Here is a 25,073-nt window from a genome sequence, read left to right on the forward strand (position 1 = left end):
GGATCATGGGGCGGGCGGTCTGGGCGACCTGGCCGTGCGCTTTGGCTATCAACGGTTCCAGACCGACGTCATGGTGGTGACCGTAGTTCTGCTGCTGATCCTCGTACAAATTCTGCAGATGATCGGCGACCGTCTGGTCGCTAAGGTCTCGCACCGCTGATTTTCTGAGAGCCCGCCCCATGATCCGCCGTTCGCTGCTGCTGTCCGCCGTCGCTGTTTTGACGCTCGCCGCCTGCGGTCAGGGCGCGGACAAGAAGGCGGGGGCCGAGGGCGCGCCTCTGCTGGTCGGGGCGACGGCCGTGCCGCATGCCGAAATCCTGGAGGTGGTGAAGCCGATCCTGGCCGCCGAGGGCGTGCCGATCGAGATCAAGGTTTTCAATGACTACGTTCAGCCCAACGTGCAACTGTCTGAAAAACGGCTGGATGTGAACTATTTCCAGACCAAGCCCTATTTGGACGAGTTCAACATCGCGCGCGGCGCCGACCTGGTGACGGTCGCCGGCGTCCACGTCGAGCCGCTGGGCATCTATTCGAAGAAGCACACGACGCTGGCGGCGATCCCGAACGGGGCGCAGGTGGTGCTGCCGAACGACGCCTCCAACACCGGTCGCTCTCTGCTGCTGTTGCAAGGCGCCGGCCTGATCACCCTGCGCGATCCGACCAATCCGCTGCAGACCGTGCGCGACGTCGCGACCAACCCCAAGGGCCTGAAGTTCCAGGAGGTCGAGGCCGCCACCATTCCGCGTATTCTGCCCCAGGTCGACGCGGCGGTGATCAACACCAACTATGCCCTGGACGCAGGGCTGAAGCCCAAGACCGACGCCCTGTCGCTGGAAGGCGCCGACAGCCCCTATGTCAACTATCTGGTGGCGCGCCCGGACAACCAGAACGACCCGCGCGTTCAGGCCCTGGCGGCCGCCTTGCGCAGCCAGGCCGTCAAGGACTTCATCGCCAAGAAGTATGACGGCGCGGTGATCCCGGCGGCCTAAGCCGCCGCAGTCGCCGTCGCGAGTGCGGCCTCGCTGGGCGTTGGGACCTGAATGGCGGCCGTGATCGGTCGTCCAGTGGCCTCCGCGATCAGTTCGGCCGTCTTGCCTTCGATGGCGGCTTCCAGGCGGGCGAGGAATTCATCCTTGGGCAGACCGGTCGGGATGGGTTGGAGGAACTCCAGCGTCGCCGTGCCCGGCGTCTTCCGCGCTTCTTCCTGCGGCCAGAACAGGCCGAGGTTGGTGGCCAGGGGCACAACCGGCATGTCGAAGTCGCGGTACATGTGCCAGACGCCCGAACGGTAGCGGAACTTCTCGCCGACCTTGGCCAGATGGCCCTCGGGGTAGATCAGGATCTTGCGGCCCTCGCGATGGGCATCGGCGGCGCGTTCCTTGAGCGCCGCACGGGCGGTGTGGCCGCCACAACTGTTGACGACGATGGCGCCGAGCTTTCTCAGCACCGCGCCCAACAGCGGAAATTTCTCGAGGTGATCGCCGGTGACGAAGGCCAGGTCGTCGAACTGGTCATAGGTGGCGAAGCCGTCGCCCCAGCTTTGGTGCTTGGAGGCGACGATGAAGCCGCCCTGTGGCAGTCGTTCCTTGCCGCGCACTTGCAAGCGGATGCCGGCGAACAGGGCCATGGCTTGCACCATTCGGCGGACGTATCGACGGATGACCCAGGTGGTGGCGCGTCGTCCCGGCGCCAGTGCGGCGAAGGCCGCCACGAGGCAATAGGCGATCGACAGAACCCAATAGGCGACGTTGAAAGCGAAGCTTCTCATCCCGTTGTTATGACACGGCGCCGGGGCGATTTAGCAAGGGGTTTAGACGCGGCGCCTTTCAGGCGGCGGCTTGCGTCATCAACTCGGCGTTGGTGACGCAGTTGCGACCGCCGCGCTTGGAGGCGTAAAGGGCCTCGTCGGCGCGTTCTAGCACCCCGAGCGCGGTCTCACCGGGGCGGCGCTCGGCGAAACCGACAGAGATGGTCACTGCGCCCAGATCATCATTGGTGGAGCGCCGACGCAGCGAGCGCGAACCGATCTCTTCACGAATGGCGTTCAGGGCCGATTCGACCGTGCCGGGCGTCTCGCCTGGGAAGATGACCGCGAACTCTTCGCCGCCATAGCGGGCGGCGATGCGGGGGGCGCGCGAAATCCGGCCAAGGACGCTGGCGACGTAGCGCAGCACCTGATCGCCGGTCTGATGGCCCCAGGTGTCGTTGAAGCGCTTGAAGTGGTCGATATCGACGATAGCCAGGGTCAAGGGCTTGCCCTCGACCTCGGCCTCTTCGCAAAGACGAGCGATCTGCTCGTCAAAGGTCTTGCGGTTGGCCAGATTGGTTAGGGCGTCCGTCATGGCGTCGCGTCGCACTTGTTCGAGGTGCTCGCGCAGGCGGACCACCTCGCGGTTCGAGGACTCCAGACGCTTTTCCAGGGCCGAAGTATGGCGCTGGACCTTGCGGGTAGCGGTCGACAGGGTGCTGACGATCTCCGTCAGATCCGTCGGGCGCTCGGTCTCCTGCATCTTCGCCGAAGCGTGGCTCAGCGTCTCGCCATAGGCGGTCTGGGTCTTGCGGGCATTGTCGATGGCCTCGGCCACAGCGGCGAGTTCGCGATTCAGCACGGCGCCGACGTCACGGATTTCCTCGGACAGGCGACCGCGCGGCAGGAATTCGGCTGCCAACATTTCCGCTGTTGCGTCGGTGAAGGGCGCGTCGCTGGCCAGAAGGCGTTGAAGCTCGCGCCCCAGGGCGCCCTCGGGATCGCTGACGTAGTGTAGCCACAGCTCGAAATTCAGCGGCGTCGGCCAGACGGAGGCCTGCTGCATGGCGTCCACGATGCGGTGCGCCAATGCATAAGCCTCCGGCCCCCGAAGGGCGGTTTCGACCTGCGCCGTCATTCTGATTCTCGCGCCCCTATTTCTTAGTGGGCGAACCCTAGAACATCGATCCGTAATGACCGGTTAAGCCGCAGATCGACGCTGCCGATCCTAGTCGTGGAAGACGACGGGACGGCGCAGGAAGGCCGGAATATCGTCGCCGAAACCACCGCTGGCGGCGCGCAGGGGCAGGTCCTTCTGCGGTTCGGACTTGCGGACGTCACGCGGCGCCTGATCGCGGCCGCGTTCGCGGCGCTGGGAGGCGGGCTTGGCCGGAGCGGCCTCGACTTCGACGGCGGCGTCGGGTGCTGCGGCGTCAACGGTCTCAGCGGCGGCTTCCGGCTTGGTCGAGCGGCGGCTGCGGGAGCGACGCGGGGCCTCCTCGCGGGCTTCCTCGACCTTTTCTGCGCGGGGAAGGGGTGCGGTGATCGGCTCCATGGAGGCGACATTGTCGCTCTTGGGGATCGGACGCGGGCGGTCGCTGCGGCTGCGGCCGCGCCCCTTGGCGTCGTCGCTGCGCGGGCGATCCTTGATGGCGGCGAAATCGATGCCTTCCAGCGTCAGCTCTTCCGGCGCCATCTTGATCAGCTTCAGCACCTTATCCAGCGACTTGTCGTCGGACGGGGTGACGATCATGTAGGCCTCGCCCTTGCGACCCGCGCGGCCCGTGCGGCCGATGCGGTGGACGTAGTCGTCGGCGTGGTGCGAGACATCGTAGTTGAAGACATGGCTGACATCAGGGATGTCCAGACCGCGCGCGGCGACGTCCGAGGCCACCAGGATCTTCAGGTCGCCGGCGCGGAAATCGGCCAGGGTCTTCATGCGCAGCGACTGGTCCAGGTCGCCGTGAATCGGCGCGGCGTCGAAACCGTGCGTCTTCAGCGACTTGGCGACGATATCGACTTCCGACTTGCGATTGCAGAAGACGATGCCGTTTTTGACTTCCGACCGTTCGATCAGGGCGCGCAGGGCGGTGCGCTTGGCCTTGGGATCGCTGGTGGGGATGCGGACCAGATACTGGGTGATGGTGTCGGCGGTCATGGCCGGACGCGAGGCCTCGATCCGGGTCGGATCCTTGAGGAACTGCGTGGTCAGGCGCGTGATCTCAGGCGGCATGGTGGCCGAGAAGAACAGGGTCTGGCGACGCGGCGGCGTCAGCTTGAAGATGCGCTCGATGTCGGGGATGAAACCCATGTCCAGCATGCGGTCGGCTTCGTCGATGACCATCATCTCGACGCCCGTCAGCAGGATCTTGCCGCGTTCGAACAGGTCCAGCAGACGGCCCGGCGTGGCGATCAGGACGTCGACGCCCTTGTTCAGCAGGGCCACCTGGTCGCCCATGGACACGCCGCCGATCAGCAGGGCCCAGCTCAGCTTGGTGCCCTTGGCGTACTTGGCGAAGTTCTCGGCGACCTGGTCGGCCAGTTCGCGGGTGGGCGCCAGTACGAGGGCGCGCGGCATGCGGGCGCGGGCGCGGCCCGAGCCGAGGCGGTCGATCATCGGCAGTGTGAAGGCGGCGGTCTTGCCGGTTCCGGTCTGGGCGATGCCCAGCACGTCGCGGCCGGCCAGGGCCACCGGGATAGCGGAGGCCTGAATGGGGGTAGCTTCGGTGTAGCCCGTATCGGCGACCGCTTGCAGGGTCGTGGCCGAGAGGCCCAGCTTGGTGAATTCTGTCATGTAACCTTGAGGACGGAGGAAACGTCGTAACGTCTTCAGCTTACGGAACCGCCCCTCGTGGGCGAGTGGGCGGCGCGCATCGCCAGTCCTATCCCGAGCCTGCGGCGGTATATGGAAACCCCTACGCCTCAGTCAAGTATTTCTGTTCGGGAACCAGGCGGTTGGCAAAGCCTTACAGGTCTGTAATGTCGCCTTGGGGAAGGGAAGGGTTGTCGTATGCGTATGAAAACGCTTGCGTTCGCCTTGGCGGCCTGTTGCGCGACTGCGCAGCCGGCTCTGGCGGAAATGGAAAACGCCTTCGGCAATACGGTGATCTCCCACTATCCTGATGGGGCGTGGGTCAAGCACTGGTTTGACCGGGACGGCAGCTATCGCGCCGCATTTTCGGACGGGCGCCGGTTGACCGCGCGCTGGGCGATCGAGGGCGAGCGGGTCTGTCTGAACGGCATCAGGCCCCGCATGTTGCTGTCGCGATTCTGCACAACACTGGTCGAGGCGAATATCGGCCAGACCTGGCCGGGGCGCGACCCGCTGGGCCGTCGGGTTCGCAATGAATTGGTGGCCGGACGCTAGGGCCTGGATGGTCAAGCTGGCTCCCGATCCGAAGGACGAACCGGGAGCCGCCTAACGATCTATTCGGCGTCAGCCGTCTTCTTGGGCGCGGCCTTCTTAGTGGCAGGCTTCTTGGCTGCGGGCTTTTTCGCCGCAGCGGGCTTTTTCTCGGCGGCGGTCTTGGCCGGAGCCTTCTTCGCCGCAGGCTTCTTGGCCGCAGCCGCCTTCTTCTTCGGCGCCGCGCCGGCCTTGGCGGCCAGCAGAGGCAGGGCGGCTTCCAGCGTCAGGTCTTCGGGCGTCACGCCCTTGGGCAGGGTGGCGTTGACCTTGCCCCATTTGACGTAGGGGCCGAAGCGGCCGGCCATGACCTGAACGGGGGCTTCGTCTTCCGGGTGGGCGCCCAGTTCCTTGAGCGGGGCCGTGGCCGAGCCGCGGCCGGGACGACCGGCGCGTTTTTCAGCCAGCAGGGCGACGGCGCGGTTGATGCCGACCTCGAACACTTCGTCGATATCCGACACGTTGGCATAGGTGCCAGCGTGCAGGACGAAGGGGCCGTAGCGCCCCAGGCCGGCGGTGATCATCTTGCCGTCCTCGGGGTGAGGGCCGACTTCGCGCGGCAGGGCCAGCAGGCGCAGGGCCTGTTCCAGCGTCAGGGACGCGGGGCTCCAGCCCTTGGGCAGGGAAGAGCGTTTCGGCTTTTCCTCGCCCGGCGGCGTGGTTTCGACATAGGGGCCGAAACGACCGATCTTCAGCTGCACCGGCTGGCCGGTCGCCGGATCGACGCCCAGTTCGCGGTCGCCGCCGTCCGCGCCGCCTTCGGCGCCGTCAGGCGAGGCCACGGGACGGGTGTATTTGCAGTCGGGATAGCGCGAGCAGCCGATGAAGGCGCCAAAGCGGCTGGTCTTCAGGCTGAGTTGGCCCTGATGGCACAGGGGGCATTCGCGCGGGTCCGAACCATCCCCCTTGTCCGGGAAGATGTGGGCGCCCAGGGCGTCGTTCAGGTGATCGAGGATCGCCGTGGTGCGCAGTTCACCCGCGGCTTGCGTGGCGGCATGGAAGTCGGTCCAGAAGCTGCGCAGCAGCGCCTTCCAGTCCAGATCGCCCGCCGAGACTTCGTCCAGCTGGCTCTCAAGCGCGGCGGTGAAGTCGTACTCGACCCAGCGTGTGAAGAACTGTTCCAGGAAGGCCGTGACCAGCCGTCCCTTGTCCTCGGGATAGAAGCGGTTCTTGTCCATGCGGACGTATTCGCGGTCGCGCAGGGTCGTCAGGATCGAGGCATAGGTCGAGGGACGACCGATGCCCAACTCTTCCAGCTTCTTGACCAGGGTGGCTTCCGAGAAGCGCGGCGGCGGCTCGGTGAAGTGCTGGTCGGCGCGAACGGCTTCGACCTTGGCCTTGGCGCCTTCCTTCAGCGCGGGCAGGCGGCCGCCGTCGTCCTCTTCGTCCTCTGACCCCTTCTGCTTCTCGTCGCGGCCTTCTTCATAGGCGGCGATGAAGCCGTCGAAAGCCACGACCTGGCCGGTGGCGCGCAGGCCGGTCTGGCCATCGGGCGTCTCGATCTCGACCGTGGTGCGGTCCAGACGCGCGCTCTCCATCTGCGAGGCGACCATGCGCTTCCAGATCAGTTCGTAAAGGCGTTGCAGGTCGCCTTCGAGGCGCAGGCTGTCGGGGTGGCGCGCGATATTGGTAGGACGGATGGCTTCGTGCGCTTCCTGAGCGTTCTTGGCCTTGGTCTTGTAGTAGCGCGGCTCGGCCGGGACGTAGGCGGGGCCAAAGCGTTCGGCGATGACCTCACGCGCCTGGGCGATGCCCTCGGGGCTGACGAACAGGCCGTCGGTACGCATGTAGGTGATCAGGCCGCCGGTGTCGTCAACGCCTTCATACAGCTTCTGCGCCGCTTGCATGGTGCGCTGGGCGGTGAAGCCAAGTTTACGTGCCGCTTCCTGTTGCAGGGTCGATGTGGTGAAGGGCGGGGCCGGCGAACGCTTGGCCGGCTTCTTCTCGACCGACTTGATGGTGAAATCGCCGGCCTTGATGGCGTCCCGCGCGGCGAAGGCCATTTCCTCGGTCGGGATGTCGAGGCGCTGAATACGCTTGCCGGCGTGCTTGACCAGACGGGTGGTGAAGGGCGGGCTGTCGGCGACCAGATCGGCCTCGACCGACCAGTATTCCTGAGCCTTGAACTTTTCGATCTCCATCTCGCGATCGACAACGATGCGCAGGGCGACCGATTGCACCCGACCGGCCGAACGGGCGCCGGGCAGCTTGCGCCACAGGACGGGCGACAGGTTGAAGCCCACCAGATAGTCGAGCGCGCGGCGGGCCAGATAGGCCTCGACCAGCTCCATATCCAGCTGACGCGGATTGGCCATGGCCTCCAGCACGGCGGCCTTGGTGATGGCGTTGAAGGTGACGCGCTGGACCTCAGTGTCCTTCAGCGCCTTCTTCTTGTTCAGGACTTCCAGAACATGCCAACTGATCGCCTCTCCCTCACGGTCGGGGTCGGTCGCGAGGATGACGCGGTCGGCGCGTTTGGCCGCTTCGGCGATTTCGGACAGGCGCTTGGACGCCTTGGCGTCGACTTCCCACTGCATGGCGAAATCTTCGTCGGGCAGGACGGAGCCATCCTTGGACGGCAGGTCGCGGATATGGCCGTAGGAGGCCAGAACCTCATAGTCCGAACCCAGGTATTTGTTGATGGTCTTGGCCTTGGCGGGGCTCTCGACGATGACGAGATTCATGGCGCTCTATTCGGGAAATCGGGGCGCGAACGTGGTTGGCGTCGAAGGGGAAGTCAATCACGTCATTTGAGTTGTGCGCCTTAAGGGTGTTTACGGTCTTGCAGTTCTACCTTTGATTGTGCCTTACTCGCATTCATGTCAGGAGGGTTTGAGCGTGGCTGAAGCAACAGGGCGACACGAACTTCGATCAAGCGGGCGAGCTAGGCGCCCATCTCCGCCAGACCTGACCGACTATCCTGTCCGAGAGTATGTCGCAGCGATGGCTGTAGAGCTGGCGAGCATGGCGCGCTGGGACGGCGACGAGAAACTGGCATTCGCCCTAGAGGCGGCTGCCGATCTGGCCAGAAGGGAAACGCCGTCGGACTGATCAGATTGATGCTAGCCCGCCGGGCAACAGCGTCGCGCGACCGGCTAGGTTGAGTTCAAGCAGGGCGGCGGCCACCACGCCGATCGGCAGATCGAGCGCTCGGGCCAATTCGTCGCGCGGTATCGGCGTAGGAGACAATAGGGCGACGATTTGTTCGATCAGAGCCTGGTCTAGATCGTCCGGCGCCCCTTGGAAGGGCGAATCGCTAGGCGGTTCGCGCAGGGTCCGTAGGGTGGTAAAAGCGCGCTCGACGTCCTCCAGCCCCTCGCACAGGATGGCGCCCTGACGCAGCAGTTCGTTGGGGCCTTTGGAACGCGGGTCAAGCGGCGAGCCGGGCACCGCGAAGACGTCGCGGCCCTGTTCATTGGCCAGGCGGGCGGTGATGAGCGAGCCTGACCGGATTTCGGCCTCAACCACGATGACGCCGCGCGAAAGGCCGGAGATGATGCGGTTGCGGCGGGGGAAGTCGCGGGCCTGGGCGCGGGCGCCTACGGGGCTTTCCGAGACGATGCAGCCCTGCTCGACGATCTGGCGATAGAGCTCAGCGTTCTCAGTGGGATAGATGTCGTCCACGCCGCCGCCGAGCACCGCAATCGTGCCGGTCGGCAGGGCGCCCAGGTGCGCCGCCGCGTCGATGCCGCGCGCCAGACCCGAGACGACGACATGGCCAGCCTCGCCCAGTTGCTGTGACAGGCCGCGCGCGATGCGCTGGCCGCCCGCCGAGGCGATGCGGGCGCCGACGACACCGATGCAGGGGCGCGACAGCAGGGCCGGGTCGCCACGCGTCCACAGCAGGGGCGGGGGCGGATCAACATTGGCCAGCAGGTCGGGATAGTCGGCGTCGCCGAGCAGGATCAGTCGTGCGCCGACGCGCTCGCCCGCCGCCAGTTCGGCCTCTACGCGCTCGATGGGGGGCAGGGCGTAACCGTCGCGGCCGCTGCGGCGGACCAGATCAGGCAGGGCATCGACCGCGCGGATGGCCGAGCCGAAACGCTGCAACAGTTGAGAAAAGGCCACGGGACCGACGCGGTCGGTGCGGGCCAGCCGAAGCCGGGCGAAACGCTCGGCGTCGGACAGCGGGGTCAAGCCTTCTTGGCCCCGATCTTGGGCTCGGCGCCCTTCAGCAGCCGGGCGATGTTCTCATGGTGGCGGATATAGATCAGCACGGCGGTGAAGATCGCCAGGATCAGGATGGGCGCAGGGGCGGGAAGGCCCAGCATCGACAGGGGCAGCAGGGCGTAAAACGGCGTCGCCGCCGCCGCGACCAGAGCCGCCAGCGAGGAATAGCGCAGGGCGAAGGCCACGATCAGCCAGGTCGCCGCCGCCAGCAGGCCCAGAGGCCAGCAAGCCGCCAGGATCAGGCCGAAGAAGGTGGCGACTCCCTTGCCGCCCTTGAAGCCCAGCCAGACGGGGAAGAGGTGGCCCATGAAGGCCGCGCCGCCGGCGATGGCGCCAGCGACTTCGCCGAACATATAGCGGGCGATCAGCAGGGCGACCGCGCCCTTGCCGGCGTCGAGGATCAGGGTGGCGATGGCCAGGTCCTTGCGCCCGGTGCGCAGGACATTGGTCGCGCCGATATTGCCCGAGCCGATGTTGCGCACGTCGCCGGCGCCCGCGGCGCGGGTCAGGATGACCCCGAACGGAATTGAACCGAGCAGGTATCCGCCAATCGCTACAAGCCCGAGCGTCAGAAGCGCCGGTCCGGCCAGATCCTGCAAAGTGATTCGCTCCCGTTTAGCGTGCGTCGTGGACGATGCGTCCACCGACAACCGTGAGCAAGACCTTCCCTTGCAGGCGACGCCCGTCGAAGGGCGAATTCTTCGATTTGGAACGCAGTGTGGCCGCATCGACCACAACCGGAGCGCCTGCGTCGAACAGGACAAGGTCGGCCGGCGCGCCCTGGGCCAGCACCCCCGAGTCCAGACCCAGCAGACCGGCAGGGCCCTGCGTCAGCGGGCGCAGCACGTCCAGCAGATCCAGGCCGTGTTCGTGGTGCAGCATCAGGGCGGCGGGCAGCAAGGTTTCCAGACCGACAGCGCCGGGCGCGGCCTCGGCGAAGGGGCGGCGCTTGTTTTCGGCGGGCTCAGGCGCATGAGCCGAGGTGATGGCGTCGATCAGGCCGTCGCGGACGGCCTCGACCAGGGCCTGACGGTCGCTTTCGGCGCGCAGCGGCGGGTCCAGCCGGTAGAAGGTCCGGTAGTCGCCGATGTCGATCTCGTTGAAGCAGAGATGGTTGATCGACACCGAGGCCGAGACCTCCAGCCCGCGAGCACGGGCGCGGGCCAGGGTTTCCAGCGCGCCCTCGGTTGAGATCTGATCGACCAGGAAACGTGCGCCGGTCTGTTCGACCAGGGCCAGGTCGCGTTCAAGCTGGATGCGCTCGGCGATGGCGGGAGCGCCCGACAGGCCGAGACGCGTCGCCAGTTCGCCTGAAGTCGCGACCGCGCCTTCCGACAGCCAGGGCTCGGCCGGGCGGCAGGCGATCAGGGCGTTGAAGGCGGCGGCGTAGCTCATCACCCGTTGCAGGGTGCGGGTGTTGACGATGACCCGGTCGCCGTCAGTGAAATAAAGGGCGCCCGCTTCGTGCATCAGGCCGATCTCGGCCATGCGCTGACCGTCGCGGCCCTGGGTGGCGGCGCCCGCCGCTCGGACGTTGACCAGATCGAGGGCCGCGCCGCGCCGTTGGATGTGGTCGATCAGGGCCGGGTCGTCGATGGCCGGGTCGGTGTCGGGCTGAACCACGATGGTGGTGACGCCGCCCGTAGCCGCCGACAGGCTGGCCGACTTCAGCGTCTCCTTGGGCTCATTGCCCGGCTCGCCGGTCTTGACCCGGATGTCGATCAGGCCAGGGGCGAGGCAGCGGCCTTGCGCGTCGATGACGGTGACGCCGTCGGGGCGCTGGGTCGCCTGACCGTGAACGACCTCGACGATGCGGCCGTCCTGGATCAGGACCGCGCCCGGGCCGTCGTAGTCCGTCGCCGGGTCCAGCAGGCGCGCGTTGACGATAGCGAGCGTGTTCGGAGCAGCGGTCATGCGGCGGCTCCGGCGCGGCGGTGGGCGAGGGCGGCCAGAACGGCCATGCGGGCGGCGACGCCCATCTCGACCTGATCCTGAATCAGGGAGACGGTCAGGTCGTCGGCCACGTCTGAATCGATCTCGACACCCCGGTTCATCGGGCCGGGGTGCATGACCTTGGCGTTGGGCGCGGCCCAGGCCAGCTTCTCGCGGTCCAGACCCCAGAAGCGGAAATACTCGCGGGTCGAGGGGATCAGGGCGCCGGTCATGCGTTCCAGTTGAAGGCGCAGCATCATGACCACGTCGCAGCCGGCCAGACCTTCCTTCATGTCGTGGAAGACCTCGCAGCCCCAACGGTCGGCGTCGCCGGGCACCAGGGTTGGCGGGCCGATCAGGCGCACGCGCGCGCCCATCATCGACAGCAGGGCGACGTTGGAGCGGGCCACGCGGCTGTGAGCGATGTCGCCGCAGATGGCGATCGTCAGCCCGCCGACATCGCCAAAGGCGCGGCGCAGGCTCAGCAGGTCCAGAAGGGCTTGGGTGGGGTGTTCGTGGCGACCGTCGCCGGCGTTGACGACGGCGCAGCCGACCTTTTGCGACAGCAGGTCCACGGCGCCCGAGGACGAATGCCTGACGACCAGAATCTCGGGCTTCATGGCGTTCAGCGTCACCGCCGTGTCGATCAGGGTCTCGCCCTTGGCCACCGAGGAGGCCGAGACCGGCATGGTGACGACGTCGGCGCCCAGACGCTTGGCGGCGATCTCGAACGAGGAGCTGGTGCGGGTCGAGTTCTCGAAGAAGAGGTTCACGACTGTCTGGCCGCGCATCAGGTCGATGCCCTTGGCCGACTGTCGGTTGAAATCGACGAAGGCGTCGGCGAGATCCAGCAGCGCCAGGGCGGCGGGCGGGTTCAGATCGCCGGCGGCGAGGAAGTGATCGCGGGGGAACGGCGTCAGTCGCTCCTCGATGGTTTCGGTGACGGAAGCGGCATGGGTCATCGAGACGCCGCTATAAGCCCGAGTCTGCGCGAGGGGAAGATCAGGCGCGCAGTCGGTCCAGCGCGCCCTGCAAAATCCAGGCGGCGGCGGTGCGGTCCACCACGTCGGCGCGGCGTTTGCGGCTCAGGTCCAGTTCTTCGATCAGGAAACGCTCGACCGCCGTGGTCGACAGGCGCTCGTCCTGAAAGGCGACGTTGACCGGGCGCAGGCGCTCCAGATTGCGGGCGAAGGCGCGGCAGGACTGGGCGCGCGGACCCTCGGACCCGTCCATGTTCAGCGGCAGACCAATGACCAGGGCCGAGACGTTGCGAGCGGTCATCAGCTTGACCAGCTGCGCGGCGTCCTGACTGAACTTCACCTTGCGGATCAGCTGCAGCGGGCTGGCGATCATGCGGCTAGTGTCGGACACCGCCACGCCGATGGTGTTCTCGCCCAGATCCAGCCCCATCCAGGCGGTGTCGGGCGGGCAGGCGGCGGGCAGGTCTGTCAGGTCGAATACGGGCACGGCCTCCCCATATTGCAATGCGGAACGCTTGTCGAAGCCGCATCGGGCGGTTAACCCACAACAGGAGTCAGTCTGGGCGACTCCCTTGCGCCCCGACTGGATGAATTTCGGAGATTTCCATGGCTATCGACGCCGCGACGGTGCGCAAGGTCGCCCACCTCGCCCGCATCAAGACACCCGAGGACCGCCTGGAGCCGCTGGCCCAGGAGCTGAACGGCATCCTGAATTGGATCGAACAGCTGAACGAGGTCGATGTGCAGGGTGTCGAGCCGATGACCTCCAACGTCGCCCAACCGCTGCGCCTGCGCGAAGACGTCGTCACCGACGGCGCCAAGGTGGACGCTGTCCTGTCGAACGCCCCGAAGTCGGCTGACGGCTTCTTCGTCGTGCCCAAGGTGGTCGATTAAGCCATGACCGATCTGACCAAACTGACCCTCAAGGACGCCGTCGACGGTCTGACGGCCAAGACCTTCTCGTCCGAGGAGCTGACCCGCGCCTTCCTGACGAATATCGAGGCCTCGAACCCGACGCTGAACGCCTATGTCGAAGTGACGGCGGACAAGGCGCTGGAACAGGCCCGCGCTTCCGACGCCAAACTGGCCAAGGGCGAGGGCGGCGACCTGGAAGGCGCGCCGCTGGGCATCAAGGACCTGTTCTGCACCGAGGGCGTGCAGACGACCGCCGGCTCTAACATGCTGCGCGGCTTCGTGCCGCCCTATGAATCCACAGTCACCGCCAATCTGTGGCGCGAGGGTGCGGTCATGCTGGGCAAGCTCAACATGGACGAGTTCGCCATGGGCTCGGCCAACGAGACCTCGGCCTTTGGTCCGGTGAAGAACCCGTGGAAGGCCAAGGGTTCGGACGCCGAGCTGACGCCGGGCGGTTCGTCGGGCGGTTCGGCCTCGGCTGTGGCCTCTGACCTGTGCCTGGCCGCGACGGCCTCGGACACCGGCGGCTCGATCCGCCAGCCCGCCGCCTTCACCGGCACGGTCGGCATCAAGCCCACCTATGGCCGCGCCAGCCGCTTCGGCATGGTCGCCTTTGCCAGCTCGCTGGATCAGGCCGGCCCGATCACCAAGACGGTGACCGACGCCGCCATCCTGCTGAAGTCCATGTGCTCGTTCGACGCCAAGGACTCGACCAGCCTCGACATCCCGACCCCCGACTGGACCCAGTCGGTCGGCCAGTCGGTCAAGGGCCTGCGCATCGGCGTTCCGGCGGAATACCTGATCGATGGCATGTCCGAAGAGATCAAGGCGCTGTGGCAACAGGGCGTGGCTTGGCTGAAGGCCGCCGGTTGCGAGATCGTCGAGATCAGCCTGCCGCACACCAAATACGCCCTGCCGGCCTACTACATCGTGGCCCCGGCCGAGGCCTCGTCGAACCTGGCCCGCTATGACGGGATGCGTTTCGGCCACCGCGCCGAGGACTTCTCGTCGCTGGATGACCTCTATGCCGCCTCGCGCGCTGAGGGCTTCGGCAAGGAGGTTCAGCGCCGCCTGACCATCGGCACCTATGTGCTGTCGGCCGGTTTCTATGACGCCTACTACGTCAAGGCTCTGAAGGTGCGTCGTCGCATCGCCGAGGACTTCGACAACGTCTGGGGGCAGGTGGACGCCATCCTGACCCCGTCGACCCCGACGGCGGCGTTCAAGCTGGGCGACAAGCAGATCGACCCGCTGACCATGTATCTGAACGACGTCTTCACGGTGACGACCAACCTGGCCGGTCTGCCGGGCATTTCGGTGCCCGCGGGTCTGAGCAGCGACGGTCTGCCGCTGGGCCTTCAGGTCATCGGCAAGGCCCTTGATGAGGCGACTGTCTTCCAGGTCGCGTCTGCACTGGAAGACTCCGCCGGTTTCGTCGCCAAACCGGCCAAGTGGTGGTGAGCATGTCTGACAACAAAACACTGATCAAAGGTCGCACTGGCGACTGGGAAATCGTCATGGGCCTGGAGATCCACGCCCAGGTGGCGTCGAACGCCAAGCTGTTCTCGGGCGCGGCTGTGGGCTTTGGCGCTGGGCCGAACGAGCAGGTGTCGCTGGTCGATGCCGGCTTCCCTGGTATGTTGCCGACCCTGAACAAGCATTGCGTCGAGCAGGCGGTGAAGTCGGGTCTGGGCCTGAAGGCGCAGATCAATCTGAAGAGCCAGTTCGACCGCAAGAACTACTTCTATCCCGACCTGCCGACCGGCTATCAGATCAGCCAGCTGTATCACCCGATCGTGGGCGAGGGCGTGGTCGAGGTTGAGGCCGAAGACGGCAGCTTCTTCAACGTCGGCATCGAGCGCCTGCACCTGGAACAGGACGCGGGCAAGCTGATCCACGACCTGTCGCCGACGGAGTCCTATGTCGACCTGAACCGGGCCGGCACGGCGCTGATGGAGATCGTCTCGCGCCCTGACATCCGCACGCCGGAAGAGGCGGTCGCCTACGTCAAGAAGATCCGGACCATCCTGATCTATCTCGGCACCTGCGACGGCGACATGGACAAGGGCAACCTGCGCGCCGACGTCAACGTCTCGGTCTGCCGCGTCGGCAACTACGCCAAGTTCAAGGAAACCGGGGACTTCGGCTTCCTGGGCACGCGCTGCGAGATCAAGAACGTCAACAGCTTCCGCTTCATTTCTCAGGCGATCAATTACGAAGCGCGTCGTCAAATCGAGATTCTCGAAGACGGCGGTTCGATCACGCAGGAAACCCGCCTGTACGATCCGACGGCGGGCGAAACGCGCTCGATGCGCTCCAAGGAAGAGGCGATGGACTATCGCTACTTCCCCGACCCCGACCTGCTGCCGCTTGAAATCGAGCAAGCCTGGATCGATGAGATCAAGGCCAACCTGCCGGAACTGCCGGATGAGAAGCGCCGCCGCCTGATGGCCGACTATGGCCTGTCGCAATACGACGCCGTGGTGCTGATCTCGGAACAGGCCAAGGCCGACTACTTCGAGGCTGCCGCCAAGGGGCGTGACGCCAAGCTGGTGTCCAACTGGGTGACCAACGAGGTCTCGGCGCGTCTGGCTGCCGACGGCAAGGACTTCAGCGAGAACCCGCTTCCGGCGGCGCACGTGGCCCAGTTGGTCGAACTGATCGAGACGAACGTCATCTCGTCCAAGATCGCCAAAGAAGTCTTCGACTACGTCTGGAACGGCGAAGGCTCGCCCGCCGAGGTCGTCGAGAAGCACGGCCTGAAGCAGGTGACCGACACTGGCGCCATCGAGAAGGCCGTCGACGACATCATCGCCGCCAACCCGGACAAGGCCGCAGCCGTGGCCGAGAAGCCGCAAGCGCTTGGCTGGTTCGTCGGTCAGGTGATGAAGGCCACGGGCGGCAAGGCCAACCCCGCGGCGGTGAATGATATTTTGAAGGCCAAGCTGGGTCTGTAAGGCCCTCTGATTAAAAGTCAGATGTTCTAAAAAAGGGCCCCGGAGATTGCTCTCCGGGGCCTTTCTGTTTGCTGCCGACTACCAGTTCCAAGCGTGGCGGACGACTTCGATGATGTAGCCGTCGTAGTCGTCGATCAGGTAGATGGTGTTGTCGACATAGACCCAGCGGGTCCCCGGAGGCGGGTAGCCGAGGCCATAGGTCCGCCAGTCGTTGACCTGATAACGCCAGAAGACCTCGGGCAGATACTGGCCAACGTAGTACTGGCGGTTCCAGTAGGTCCGCGGCACGCTGTAGTAGCCGTAGCCCGGCGCGAAATAGAAGCCGAGCCGCACGCCGTTCCAGCCCCGGAAGCGGCTGTCGTTGCGCCACCAGTCGCTGCGGTGACGACGATCCCAGTCGCGCCGCCACTGGTCGCGGTTCCAACGATTGTGGAAGTCACGATAGTCGCGGTCGTTGTTCCAGTTCGGCCGGTCGGGACGATTGGGGCGATCAGGCCGATCCGGTCGGTTGGGTCGATCCGGCCGGTTCCAGTCGGGGCGATCGGGCCTGTTCGGACGATTGGGCTGGTGGTTTCCCGGTCGGTCGGGGCGATTCCAGTCAGGCCGGTCGGGTCTGTTCGGTTGATCCGGGCGATTGGGTCGGTCGGGGCGATTTCCATCCGGGCGGTTCGGTCGGTTGGGCTGCTGCGAACCGGGACGGTCCGGCCGCACATCGGGCCGGCCTGGGCGATCCGGACGGTCAGGGCGGCTGGGCCGGTTCGGCTGATCGGGACGCGGCATCTGCGGACGGCCCTGGTCGGTGGGGCGCGTCGGCCGGTCCGGGCGCTCGCCGTCGGGACGTGCAGGGCGCGACGGACGCGGCGTGTCGGGGCGCTCAGGACGCCCTTCGGAGCGAGGACTGTCGCGCCGTTGCTGGGGCGAAACAGACTGCTCGCTGCGTTCTGCGCGATGTTGAGGGCGTTGGCGCGGTCCATCGTCGGACTGAACCTGTCGCGACTGCGCCAGGGTCGCCACCGGCGCGAGGGCCGGCAGGGCGAAGCTGGCGATGGCCGTGAACACCATCAGGGAACGTTTCATGGTCTTCTTCCTCGCACGCCGAGAGGGCGGCTTGAGCATCAATCTGGCGCCGACGCCATGAACCACGGCTGAACGTCGGTCGATGGAAACCTGCAGGATTGCGGGCATCAAAAAGCCCCGCAAAGCCTGGCTCTGCGGGGCAATCTGAAGGCTATGCGCGAGGCCTAGTAGACGTCGTGAAGGACGCTTGCGATCAGGCCGGTGGCGACTGCGATCAGCAAGATGTCGTTGTTGGCGTGGACATAGCGGTAGCCACGCGGAGCAGGGCGCAGGTTGTAGTAGTAGGGGTCGTCCACATAGTAGCCGCGATAGGCCGAGGGCAGGTAGGCGCCCTGACGCCAGCGGTAGCTCTGATAGCGCGGATCAACGCGGTAGTAGCCGCGACCCGGTGCGTACCAGTAGCCGTTGCGGGCGCCGCGATAGTCACGGAACTCGGGCCGGCCGCGCCACCAGTCACGATTGTTGCGGTCCCAGCGATCAGCGCGGCGATCATGGCGATAGTCGCGTCGATCATCCCGGCGGTCCTGACGCCAGTCACGACGATCCTCGCGTCGGTCCTGACGCCATTCACGACGGTCGTGACGATCATCGCGACGGTCTTCACGGCGGTCCTGGCGATACTCGCGGTGATCGCGATTTTGGGCCTGGGCCGCCAACGGCGCGGCCGTGGTGGTCAGCGCCAGGGCGACGATGGCGGCCTTGGTGAGGCGGTTCATCTGCGTGTCTCCGTGGTCTGGGCGCCGAAGGAAAGCTGCGGACGGCCCGTTGAACAGGAGGCCAAGGTCAGTCCCGGCGCATGAACTCGTCCTGAACGGCGCCGTCAGGTTACAGCCTTGTCTGTTTATCCGGGGCGCGCCATGTCTGGCTGCCCCGACGCGAGCGGAGACGACAGTGATGACCCAGCCGATAGAGCTCTGGTACTGGCCCACGCCGAACGGCTGGAAAATCTCCATCGCTCTGGAGGAGATGGGCCTGCCCTATGTGGTCAAGTCGGTGAACATTGGCGCGGGGGAGCAGTTCGCGGCGGCGTTTCAGGCGATCAGTCCCAATGGCCGGATGCCCGCCATTGTGGATCCCGATGGACCCGACGGGCGACCTCTGTCGATCTTTGAGTCCGGCGCCATCCTGCAATATCTGGGCGAGAAATCGGGGCGCTTCTATCCGTCCGACGTGCGGGCGCGGGTCGAGGTCGATCAGTGGCTGTTCTGGCAGGTAGGCGGTCTGGGTCCGATGGCGGGCCAGACGCACCACTTCCGTCAGTACGCCCCGGCCATGATCAGGGATCAGCGTCAGATCGCATATGGCGTCCAGCGCTACACCAACGAAACCCACCGCCTGTATGGCGTGCTGAACCGACGGCTGGCGGACCGGGACTATGTCGCGGGTAAATACTCCATCGCCGACATGGCGATCTGGCCGTGGATTCTGCCGACGCATCAGGGGCAGGATCTGAGCGAGTTTCCACATCTGGCGGCTTGGATGGAACGGGTAGGGGCGCGACCGGCGGTCAAGGCGGGCAGGGCGGTTGGCGAGGAATGGCGAGCCAATCTGGCGGCGTCAGGGAAGGCGGCCGAGGCCGCGCGCGGCGTTCTGTTCGGCCAGCGAGCGCGTTAACTCTAATTTCAAACCGTCGGTATTTGAATGCAGTTCGAAAGGCAGGGTCAGAATGACCGACGCCTGGAGGACTGGCTATGACCGCGCACGAAACCGCGCCTGAGGCTATCGAAACCGCGGCCCTGCCGCTGCCGACCGTTGATATGGACGGCGACGCCCTGTTCAAGTTGGGGCTGGCCTATTCATCGGGGCTGGATGGATGTCCGATCGACCGGGTCTCGGCCCACATGATCTTCAATCTGGCGTCCATGAAAGGCTCAGTTGAGGCGCGTGAGTATCGTCGCGACCTGAGCCAGGAGATGGAACACGACGAGATCGCCGAGGCTCAACGCGCCGCGCGTCGCTGGATCGACGCCGGTTCGACCACCCTGGCCGCCTGAAGTCTCAGGCGACGGCTGGACCGGGCGGCTACGGCGGGTTATGGACCCCGCCAAGACACGTCGCCGAAGGATTCCGCTCATGCTCGCTCGCATCTATCGTCCGGCCAAGACCGCGATGCAATCGGGCAAGGCCAAGACCCACGACTGGAGGCTGGAATTCGAACCCGCCTCGGCGCGCACCCAGGACCCGTTGACGGGCTGGACCAGCACCACCGACATGAACGGCCAGGTCCGTCTCAGCTTTGAGACCAAGGAAGAGGCTGTTGAATACGCCGAGCGCCACGGAATCGCTTTCCGCCTGCATGAGCCGCAGGACGCGCCGTTGATCCTCAAGGCCTACGCCGACAACTTCGCCACTAACCGTAAGCAGTCCTGGACTCACTGAGTCCGCGTCTGACCGGCTTCGGCCTCACGCGCCCTTAGCTCAACCGGATAGAGCACCTGCCTTCTAAGCAGGGGGTTGCAGGTTCGAGTCCTGCAGGGCGCGCCAAGGGCTTCAAGATCCCAAGCACAAACAGCGCAGCCGGCGATAAGTGTTCGCGCGGCGGTACAGGCACGCCTGACCAGGGGTGTGTGAAAATCAGAAAAGGGAAGTTTGGCGGACAGGGTGGGATTCGAACCCACGGTAGGCTCTCACCTACGGCGGTTTTCAAGACCGCTGCCTTAAACCACTCGGCCACCTGTCCAGCGCGAGTCGAGACAGCGCGCGGAGGCGTGCATAGCGGCAAGTGCGCCGTCGCCCAAGCAGAAAGCGCAGTCACGCAGCACGAACAATCAGGCTTTGCCCGGAGACGATGGGCGCGTCACCAGCCATATGCCTGCGCAGACCAGAAGCAGCGCCGCCAGATAGCTCCACCGCAGAAGGCTTTCACCGAGAAAGATCGCCGATAGGCTGACTCCAAACACAGGTATCAGGAAGTTGAAGGCGGCGATCAGGCCGACGGGATTGTGTTTCAGCAGCAGGCTCCATACCGCGAAGGCGACCGACGACAGCAGGGCCATGTAGAGCAGGAGCGCGCCGGACTGTAGGTTCAAGGCCTCAAGCTGACCGCCGCCAATCACGCCGATGGCGGTCAGGCCGATCCCGCCGATGAGCAACTGCCATCCGGTCATCACCATAGCATCCATGCTGGCGGACAAGCGCTTGCCGTAGATGGAGGCGGCGGCCAGCACGAAGGCGGCGATGATAATGAAGCCCTCGCCCAGCAGGCTGAAGTCGAAGCCAAGGGCGGCTCCGCCCAGGTTGACCACCACCACGCCCAGGAAGCCGATCAGGCATCCCAGAGTCTTGCGACCATTGAGCCGATCGTTGGCGTAGATGAAGTGGGCCAGGACGACGCTGAAGAAGACACCGGTGGCGTTCATGATCGATGACTTCACGCCGGTAGCGTGAGCCAGGCCGACGTAGAAGAAGACATACTGGATCGTCGTCTGGGTCAGACCCAACAGGGTGACCTGGCGTATCTGGCGACTGTTCAGCGCGAGGATCGGCTTCTTCATCACTGCGGCGACGCCTAGCAGGATCGCCCCGGCCAGGGCGAAACGCCACCCAGCGAACAACATCTGGCTGGCGATGTCGCTCGGTGCGATGTGCAGCAGTGCATAGCCGTTCTTGACCGCAGGAAAGGCGCTGCCCCACAGAAGGCAGCAAAGGGTCGCCAGGGCGAAGACCCCGGATCGGGTCTGATAGAGGGAGGGTTTCAAGGCGCTCGCTTCAAGAACTGGCGCGGACGCTAAGGAGGCCGCCGCGACGCGGGGACGCTTAGCTTCAAACGCCCTGTTAACCAAACTGGAAACGTCCTCGGCCATGATCACTTCAAGTGAACTGGAGTGCGTTGGCCATGATGGCGAGATTGCTGAGGGGCGTCGTGGTCGCCGCCGCCTTTTCCACCTTGGCCGCCTGCGCCAGTTTCGGGGGCGGGCGTGACGCGCCGCTGAGACCGCCGGTCGTGACCGATCCCGCGCCCATCGTTTCGGGCACCATGCGCCCCTATCAGATCCGCGGACGCTGGTATCGACCGGCCGAGCAGCCCAACTATGACGAGGTCGGCATGGCCTCCTGGTATGGGGCCCAACACAACGGCCGCCCGACGTCGACCGGCGAACGGTTCGACATGAACGCCCTGACGGCCGCTCACAAAACCCTGCCTCTGCCGAGCTTGGTGGAGGTGACCAATCGCGCCAACGGGCGTCGCGTCATCCTGCGCGTCAATGATCGCGGCCCCTTCGTCGACAGCCGGATTATCGATCTGTCCCGCGCAGCGGCCGAGGAACTGGGGCTCCTGCAGCAGGGCGTAGGCGAGGTGCGGGTGCGCTACGTTGGTCGGGCGCCGAGAACCGGCGGCGGAACAGCGCTGCGAAGGGCGGAAGCGGCGCCGGTCGTCCCGCCGACGCCCTATGTTCAGCCTTCCGCCTCGAGGCCGCAGGATGCATCCGCCTATTGGGTTCAGGCGGGCGCATTCTCCGACCGCCGCGCAGCGCAGCGAATCGCTGACCGCCTCGGTGATCGCGCCCTGGTTCAGGACAGCCGCAACGACGGACGGTCGCTGTTTCGGGTCGTGGTCGGTCCTTGGCCGGACGCCAACGCCGCCGAACAGGCCCGTCAGGCCGTCATCGCACGCGGGTTTGGCGACGCTCTGTTGATATCAGGCGGTTAGGGCTTGCCTGTCGCGCCGCGCTCGCCATTGTGCGCAGGTGCAGCGAGGTAAGTTCATCACATTCGAAGGCGGCGAGGGGGCCGGCAAGACCACACAGGCGCGCCTGCTGGTTGAGCACCTGCGTTCGCTTGGAATCGACGTCATCCAGACGCGCGAGCCGGGCGGTTCGCCGGGCGCCGAGGTCATCCGCAATATCGTGGTGGCCGGGGACGCCGAACGATGGTCGCCGCGCACCGAAACCCTGCTGATGTACGCTGCACGTTCCGACCATCTGGAGCGCACCATCCGTCCGGCGCTGGACGCCGGGACCTGGGTGGTCTGTGATCGCTTCGCCGACTCCAGCCGAGTCTATCAGGGTGCCGGCGGCGGCGCGCCGGAAACCCTGATCGAGGCTCTCGACGCCGCCATCGTGGCCGAGGATCAGCCAGACCTGACCCTGGTGTTCGACCTGCCGGTCGAGGTCGGACTGGAGCGCGCTTTCGGTCGCGGGCTCTTCGAGACACGGTTCGAGTCCAAGGGGCTAGCCTTCCACCAGAAGCTGCGCGAGGGGTTCCTCGGCGTGGCGCGTCGTCACCCGGAACGCTGCGTCGTGATCGACGCCACGGGTGAGCTCGAGGCCGTCTCCGAACGCCTATGGAACGCCGTCGCCGAGCGGTTGCTGTGAGCGAACATCCGCGCGACCGGTATGACCTGGTCCCGGACGTCGCCGCCGAAGAGGCCTTTCTGGACGCCCTGAGCCGGGGACGTCTGCACCACGCCTGGCTGCTTTGCGGCGTCGAGGGCAGCGGCAAGGCCACCTTCGCCTATCGCGCCGCGCGCCGACTTCTGGGGGCTGCACCCGACCCGTCGCGCGGACCGCTGGGCGCTGCGCCCTATGATCCGGTCAGTCAGTTGGTCGCGGCTCAGTCCCATCCCGATCTTCTGGTGATGGAGCGACTGGTCGAGGGCGGCAAGCAGAAGAAGACCATCTCGGTCGATCAGGCGCGCGACCTGCCGGGCTTCTTCGCCAAGAGCCCGTCTCAGGCGCAATATCGGGTGGCGATCATCGACGCGGCTGATGACCTGAACATCAACGCCGCCAACGCCTTGTTGAAGATTCTTGAAGAACCACCTGAGCGGGGCGTGCTATTGCTTGTCACCCATGCGCCTGGTCGTTTGCTGGCGACGATCCGCTCGCGTTGCCGCCGTCTCAGCTTCCCGATCTGGACGCCAGATCAGTTGGAGACCCTGGTGCGCAACCGCACGGGCGCCGATCCCGACGACGCGCGACTGGCCGCCGACATGGCGGGCGGCTCCCCCGGCGCGGCCCTGGCCCTGTCGTCGGGCGCCATGCAGGAGGTCGACGCCCTGGCGCGCAACTGGGTGTTCGGCAATGCTGTGGACCGGGCCGAGCAACTGGCCGTCGCGGATGGTTTTCGCGGAGCTGAAGGCCAGGCGCGGTTCGAGGCCCTGATGGACCGATTGATCGCGGCGGTGAAGTCTCGCGCGCTGGAGACGCCGGCGGGGCAGGGCGCGCGTTGGGCCGAGTTGTGGACCCGTTTGGCCGAACTGCCGGATCGCACGGCGGCCATCAACCTGGACCGGGCTGACGTCTTGGCTGGCGCCCTGGCCGACATCGCCCGAACCAAGGCCTTGAGATGATCATCGACAGTCACGTCAACCTGCACGCGCCCCAGTTCGACGAGGACCGCGACGAAGTCATCGCTCGCGCCCGCAAGGCCGGCGTGCGCTTGATGGTCGAGATTTCCGACAAGCTGTCGACCTTTGAAGCCACGCACGCCCTGGCCATGGCCCACGACGATATCTGGTGCACGGTTGGGGCTCACCCGCATGAGGCCAAGGACCATGTCGCGCTGACCGCCGACGAACTGGTCGCCCTGGCCCAGCGGCCTCGCGTCATCGGCATCGGTGAATGCGGTCTGGACTTCCACTATGACCTCAGCCCCCGCGACGAGCAGGCGGCGGTCTTCCGTCAGCATATCGACGCCGCTCGCCGCACCGGGCTGCCCTTGGTGGTGCATACGCGCGAAGCGGACGACGTCATGGCCGACATCCTGCGCGAAGAGCATGCGCGCGGCCCGTTCAAGCTGCTGATGCATTGCTACACCAGCGGCATGGAACTGGCTGAAACGGCGGCGGAACTGGGCGCCTGGTTCTCCGTTTCCGGCATCGCCACCTTCAAGGCGGCGGAAGATGTGCGCGAGGTCATTCGCCGGATGCCCGAGGACCGGATCATCGTCGAAACCGACTGCCCCTATCTGGCGCCCATCCCGCATCGCGGGCGGCGCAATGAACCGGCCTATGTCGGCCTGGTGCTGCAGAAGCTGGCGGAAATCCGGGGCTGGACGCCGGAAGAAGCCGATCGGCGCACGACCGACGCCTTCTTCGCCCTGTTCGACCGCATTCCCCGGCCCGCCGAATGAGCGGGACGGGCGAACTGGAGATCGTCATCCTCGGTTGCGGCTCGTCCGGCGGCGTGCCGCGCGGCGATGGCGATTGGGGCGACTGTGATCCGAGCGAGCCCCGAAATCGGCGCACCCGCTGCTCCATGCTGGCGCGCCGTCGGGGTCCTGACGGAACCACCAGCGTCTTGATCGACACCTCGCCGGACCTGCGACAGCAGGCCTTGATGGCGGGGATTACCCACGTCGACGCCGTTCTCTATACCCACGACCATGCGGATCAGACCCACGGTATCGACGATTTGAGAGTTTTCGCCATTCATGCGCGGCGACGGATTCAAGCGTGGATGGACCCGGCCACGCACCACGCCCTGACGAGGCGGTTCGACTATATTTTCGAAAGCCATCACGACTATCCGGCCATTCTTGAGGCGCAGAGGATTCCGCCGCACGGCGAGGCTTGGAGCGTGGGCGGCGCGGGCGGGCAGGTGCCCGTCGTCACCTTCGATCAGACGCATGGTCCGATCCGCTCGGTGGGCTACCGGCTAGGACCGGTGGCCTATTCCAGCGACGTGTCCGATCTGGACGAAGCGGCGCTGGAGGCGGTGCGCGGCGCGGACCTCTGGATCATCGACGCCCTGCGCTACACGCCCCATCCGACCCATGCCCACGTGGATAAGGCGCTGGAGTGGATTGCACAGGCGGAGGTCAAGCAGGCCGTGTTGACGAATCTTCATATTGATCTGGATTACAATCGCTTGTCGGCGCGTCTTCCGGACAATGTTGAAGTCGCATTCGACGGCTGGAGCCGTCGCTTTACCGTCTAGCTTGTCGTCACG

The 25,073-nt window shown here is 65.8% G+C and carries 25 protein-coding genes, 2 tRNA genes and 1 pseudogene; 15 read left to right on the forward strand and 13 right to left on the reverse strand.

Annotated features, from left to right (window positions below):
• Window positions 1–160 (forward strand): annotated as a pseudogene (locus CQ039_RS12515) (metal ABC transporter permease); the annotation flags it as partial.
• Between the two features lie 19 nt (window positions 161–179).
• The gene (locus CQ039_RS12520; protein WP_105563575.1) at window positions 180–989 is read left to right on the forward strand and encodes a MetQ/NlpA family ABC transporter substrate-binding protein; all 810 of its coding nucleotides are present in this window, start codon (window positions 180–182) and stop codon (window positions 987–989) included.
• Here the strand turns inward: CQ039_RS12520 and CQ039_RS12525 are convergent.
• From CQ039_RS12525 to CQ039_RS12535, 3 genes are all read right to left on the reverse strand, one after another.
• Window positions 986–1,768, reverse strand: coding sequence for a 1-acyl-sn-glycerol-3-phosphate acyltransferase (locus CQ039_RS12525; protein WP_105563574.1), 783 nt, complete (start codon window positions 1,766–1,768; stop codon window positions 986–988). The genes CQ039_RS12520 and CQ039_RS12525 overlap by 4 nt on opposite strands.
• Window positions 1,769–1,826: 58 nt before the next feature.
• The gene (locus CQ039_RS12530; RefSeq protein WP_105563573.1) at window positions 1,827–2,885 is read right to left on the reverse strand and encodes a diguanylate cyclase; all 1,059 of its coding nucleotides are present in this window, start codon (window positions 2,883–2,885) and stop codon (window positions 1,827–1,829) included.
• A gap of 90 nt (window positions 2,886–2,975) precedes the next feature.
• On the reverse strand, window positions 2,976–4,541 hold the full coding sequence (locus tag CQ039_RS12535; RefSeq protein ID WP_105563572.1) for a DEAD/DEAH box helicase: 1,566 nt from the start codon (window positions 4,539–4,541) through the stop codon (window positions 2,976–2,978).
• Window positions 4,542–4,757: 216 nt separating this feature from the next.
• Here CQ039_RS12535 and CQ039_RS12540 point away from each other — a divergent pair, with 216 nt between their 5' ends.
• Window positions 4,758–5,114 carry a hypothetical protein gene (locus tag CQ039_RS12540; RefSeq protein WP_233190227.1) on the forward strand — a complete coding sequence of 119 codons (357 nt, stop codon included), beginning with the start codon at window positions 4,758–4,760 and terminating at the stop codon, window positions 5,112–5,114.
• Between the two features lie 59 nt (window positions 5,115–5,173).
• On the opposite strand, the gene topA is transcribed toward CQ039_RS12540, so the two are convergent.
• The 6 genes from topA to ruvX all read right to left on the reverse strand — a co-directional run bounded on the left by topA (window position 5,174) and on the right by ruvX (window position 12,719).
• On the reverse strand, window positions 5,174–7,834 hold the full coding sequence (topA, locus tag CQ039_RS12545) for a type I DNA topoisomerase (protein ID WP_105563570.1): 2,661 nt from the start codon (window positions 7,832–7,834) through the stop codon (window positions 5,174–5,176).
• Window positions 7,835–8,201: 367 nt separating this feature from the next.
• Complete coding sequence (gene dprA / locus CQ039_RS12550; RefSeq protein WP_105563569.1) at window positions 8,202–9,287, reverse strand: DNA-processing protein DprA; 1,086 nt, start codon at window positions 9,285–9,287, stop codon at window positions 8,202–8,204.
• Complete coding sequence (gene plsY, locus CQ039_RS12555; protein WP_105563568.1) at window positions 9,284–9,919, reverse strand: glycerol-3-phosphate 1-O-acyltransferase PlsY; 636 nt, start codon at window positions 9,917–9,919, stop codon at window positions 9,284–9,286. The genes dprA and plsY overlap by 4 nt, the downstream gene beginning before the upstream one ends.
• A 16-nt stretch (window positions 9,920–9,935) precedes the next feature.
• A complete protein-coding gene (gene pyrC, locus CQ039_RS12560; protein ID WP_105563567.1) occupies window positions 9,936–11,234 on the reverse strand; it encodes a dihydroorotase in 1,299 nt (432 codons plus the stop codon).
• Entirely contained in the window at window positions 11,231–12,214 is a 984-nt protein-coding gene (locus CQ039_RS12565; RefSeq protein WP_105563566.1) for an aspartate carbamoyltransferase catalytic subunit, read from the reverse strand. Before CQ039_RS12565 ends, pyrC begins: the two co-directional genes overlap by 4 nt.
• Window positions 12,215–12,254: 40 nt before the next feature.
• Window positions 12,255–12,719: a Holliday junction resolvase RuvX gene (ruvX, locus tag CQ039_RS12570; protein ID WP_105563584.1), complete on the reverse strand. Its 465-nt coding sequence runs from the start codon at window positions 12,717–12,719 to the stop codon at window positions 12,255–12,257.
• A 119-nt stretch (window positions 12,720–12,838) separates the two neighbouring features.
• Here ruvX and gatC point away from each other — a divergent pair, with 119 nt between their 5' ends.
• From gatC to gatB, 3 genes are read left to right on the forward strand one after another with little or no spacing between them, the layout of a single operon-like run.
• Complete coding sequence (gene gatC / locus CQ039_RS12575) at window positions 12,839–13,126, forward strand: Asp-tRNA(Asn)/Glu-tRNA(Gln) amidotransferase subunit GatC (RefSeq protein WP_105563565.1); 288 nt, start codon at window positions 12,839–12,841, stop codon at window positions 13,124–13,126.
• Window positions 13,127–13,129: 3 nt separating this feature from the next.
• On the forward strand, window positions 13,130–14,608 hold the full coding sequence (gatA, locus tag CQ039_RS12580; RefSeq protein WP_105563564.1) for an Asp-tRNA(Asn)/Glu-tRNA(Gln) amidotransferase subunit GatA: 1,479 nt from the start codon (window positions 13,130–13,132) through the stop codon (window positions 14,606–14,608).
• Window positions 14,609–14,610: 2 nt separating this feature from the next.
• On the forward strand, window positions 14,611–16,104 hold the full coding sequence (gatB, locus tag CQ039_RS12585; RefSeq protein WP_105563563.1) for an Asp-tRNA(Asn)/Glu-tRNA(Gln) amidotransferase subunit GatB: 1,494 nt from the start codon (window positions 14,611–14,613) through the stop codon (window positions 16,102–16,104).
• A gap of 78 nt (window positions 16,105–16,182) precedes the next feature.
• Here gatB and CQ039_RS16850 read toward each other — a convergent pair whose 3' ends face one another.
• Window positions 16,183–17,181 (reverse strand): RcnB family protein, encoded by a 999-nt coding sequence (locus CQ039_RS16850; protein ID WP_233190226.1) that lies wholly within the window; start codon window positions 17,179–17,181, stop codon window positions 16,183–16,185.
• A gap of 164 nt (window positions 17,182–17,345) precedes the next feature.
• Window positions 17,346–17,897 (reverse strand): RcnB family protein, encoded by a 552-nt coding sequence (locus CQ039_RS12595; RefSeq protein ID WP_105563561.1) that lies wholly within the window; start codon window positions 17,895–17,897, stop codon window positions 17,346–17,348.
• A gap of 178 nt (window positions 17,898–18,075) precedes the next feature.
• Between CQ039_RS12595 and CQ039_RS12600 the strand changes: the two genes are divergently transcribed.
• From CQ039_RS12600 to CQ039_RS12615, 4 genes are all read left to right on the forward strand, one after another.
• Complete coding sequence (locus CQ039_RS12600) at window positions 18,076–18,795, forward strand: glutathione S-transferase N-terminal domain-containing protein (protein WP_105563560.1); 720 nt, start codon at window positions 18,076–18,078, stop codon at window positions 18,793–18,795.
• A 77-nt stretch (window positions 18,796–18,872) separates the two neighbouring features.
• Complete coding sequence (locus CQ039_RS12605; protein WP_105563559.1) at window positions 18,873–19,175, forward strand: hypothetical protein; 303 nt, start codon at window positions 18,873–18,875, stop codon at window positions 19,173–19,175.
• A gap of 79 nt (window positions 19,176–19,254) precedes the next feature.
• Window positions 19,255–19,560: an ETC complex I subunit gene (locus CQ039_RS12610; protein WP_105563558.1), complete on the forward strand. Its 306-nt coding sequence runs from the start codon at window positions 19,255–19,257 to the stop codon at window positions 19,558–19,560.
• A gap of 28 nt (window positions 19,561–19,588) precedes the next feature.
• A tRNA-Arg gene (locus CQ039_RS12615) sits at window positions 19,589–19,665 on the forward strand.
• Between the two features lie 106 nt (window positions 19,666–19,771).
• On the opposite strand, the gene CQ039_RS12620 is transcribed toward CQ039_RS12615, so the two are convergent.
• A tRNA-Ser gene (locus tag CQ039_RS12620) sits at window positions 19,772–19,861 on the reverse strand.
• Window positions 19,862–19,949: 88 nt separating this feature from the next.
• Window positions 19,950–20,879, reverse strand: coding sequence for a DMT family transporter (locus tag CQ039_RS12625; RefSeq protein ID WP_233190225.1), 930 nt, complete (start codon window positions 20,877–20,879; stop codon window positions 19,950–19,952).
• Window positions 20,880–21,016: 137 nt separating this feature from the next.
• On the opposite strand from CQ039_RS12625, the gene CQ039_RS12630 reads away from it, so the two are divergent.
• Genes CQ039_RS12630 through CQ039_RS12650 form a run of 5 tightly spaced genes read left to right on the forward strand, consistent with a single transcriptional unit; the run spans window position 21,017 to window position 25,061 of the window.
• Complete coding sequence (locus tag CQ039_RS12630; protein ID WP_105563556.1) at window positions 21,017–21,832, forward strand: septal ring lytic transglycosylase RlpA family protein; 816 nt, start codon at window positions 21,017–21,019, stop codon at window positions 21,830–21,832.
• Window positions 21,833–21,869: 37 nt separating this feature from the next.
• Window positions 21,870–22,496: a dTMP kinase gene (gene tmk / locus CQ039_RS12635; RefSeq protein WP_105563555.1), complete on the forward strand. Its 627-nt coding sequence runs from the start codon at window positions 21,870–21,872 to the stop codon at window positions 22,494–22,496.
• Entirely contained in the window at window positions 22,493–23,473 is a 981-nt protein-coding gene (locus CQ039_RS12640) for a DNA polymerase III subunit delta' (protein WP_105563554.1), read from the forward strand. The genes tmk and CQ039_RS12640 overlap by 4 nt, the downstream gene beginning before the upstream one ends.
• On the forward strand, window positions 23,470–24,255 hold the full coding sequence (locus CQ039_RS12645) for a TatD family hydrolase (RefSeq protein WP_105563553.1): 786 nt from the start codon (window positions 23,470–23,472) through the stop codon (window positions 24,253–24,255). Before CQ039_RS12640 ends, CQ039_RS12645 begins: the two co-directional genes overlap by 4 nt.
• Entirely contained in the window at window positions 24,252–25,061 is an 810-nt protein-coding gene (locus CQ039_RS12650) for an MBL fold metallo-hydrolase (protein ID WP_105563552.1), read from the forward strand. The genes CQ039_RS12645 and CQ039_RS12650 overlap by 4 nt, the downstream gene beginning before the upstream one ends.
• Window positions 25,062–25,073 lie beyond the last annotated feature (12 nt).

This window comes from Brevundimonas sp. MYb52 (genome assembly GCF_002979535.1).
Lineage (GTDB): Bacteria > Pseudomonadota > Alphaproteobacteria > Caulobacterales > Caulobacteraceae > Brevundimonas.

Coding starts and splice junctions, on each gene's coding strand:
- CQ039_RS12520 (WP_105563575.1), top strand. CDS start 180: ATGATCCGCCGTTCGCTGCTGCTGTCCGCCGTCGCTGTTTTGACGCTC.
- CQ039_RS12525 (WP_105563574.1), bottom strand. CDS start 1,768: ATGAGAAGCTTCGCTTTCAACGTCGCCTATTGGGTTCTGTCGATCGCC.
- CQ039_RS12530 (WP_105563573.1), bottom strand. CDS start 2,885: ATGACGGCGCAGGTCGAAACCGCCCTTCGGGGGCCGGAGGCTTATGCA.
- CQ039_RS12535 (WP_105563572.1), bottom strand. CDS start 4,541: ATGACAGAATTCACCAAGCTGGGCCTCTCGGCCACGACCCTGCAAGCG.
- CQ039_RS12540 (WP_233190227.1), top strand. CDS start 4,758: ATGCGTATGAAAACGCTTGCGTTCGCCTTGGCGGCCTGTTGCGCGACT.
- topA (WP_105563570.1), bottom strand. CDS start 7,834: ATGAATCTCGTCATCGTCGAGAGCCCCGCCAAGGCCAAGACCATCAAC.
- pyrC (WP_105563567.1), bottom strand. CDS start 11,234: ATGACCGCTGCTCCGAACACGCTCGCTATCGTCAACGCGCGCCTGCTG.
- CQ039_RS12565 (WP_105563566.1), bottom strand. CDS start 12,214: ATGACCCATGCCGCTTCCGTCACCGAAACCATCGAGGAGCGACTGACG.
- gatC (WP_105563565.1), top strand. CDS start 12,839: ATGGCTATCGACGCCGCGACGGTGCGCAAGGTCGCCCACCTCGCCCGC.
- gatA (WP_105563564.1), top strand. CDS start 13,130: ATGACCGATCTGACCAAACTGACCCTCAAGGACGCCGTCGACGGTCTG.
- gatB (WP_105563563.1), top strand. CDS start 14,611: ATGTCTGACAACAAAACACTGATCAAAGGTCGCACTGGCGACTGGGAA.
- CQ039_RS16850 (WP_233190226.1), bottom strand. CDS start 17,181: ATGAAACGTTCCCTGATGGTGTTCACGGCCATCGCCAGCTTCGCCCTG.
- CQ039_RS12595 (WP_105563561.1), bottom strand. CDS start 17,897: ATGAACCGCCTCACCAAGGCCGCCATCGTCGCCCTGGCGCTGACCACC.
- CQ039_RS12600 (WP_105563560.1), top strand. CDS start 18,076: ATGACCCAGCCGATAGAGCTCTGGTACTGGCCCACGCCGAACGGCTGG.
- CQ039_RS12605 (WP_105563559.1), top strand. CDS start 18,873: ATGACCGCGCACGAAACCGCGCCTGAGGCTATCGAAACCGCGGCCCTG.
- CQ039_RS12610 (WP_105563558.1), top strand. CDS start 19,255: ATGCTCGCTCGCATCTATCGTCCGGCCAAGACCGCGATGCAATCGGGC.
- CQ039_RS12630 (WP_105563556.1), top strand. CDS start 21,017: ATGATGGCGAGATTGCTGAGGGGCGTCGTGGTCGCCGCCGCCTTTTCC.
- CQ039_RS12645 (WP_105563553.1), top strand. CDS start 23,470: ATGATCATCGACAGTCACGTCAACCTGCACGCGCCCCAGTTCGACGAG.
- CQ039_RS12650 (WP_105563552.1), top strand. CDS start 24,252: ATGAGCGGGACGGGCGAACTGGAGATCGTCATCCTCGGTTGCGGCTCG.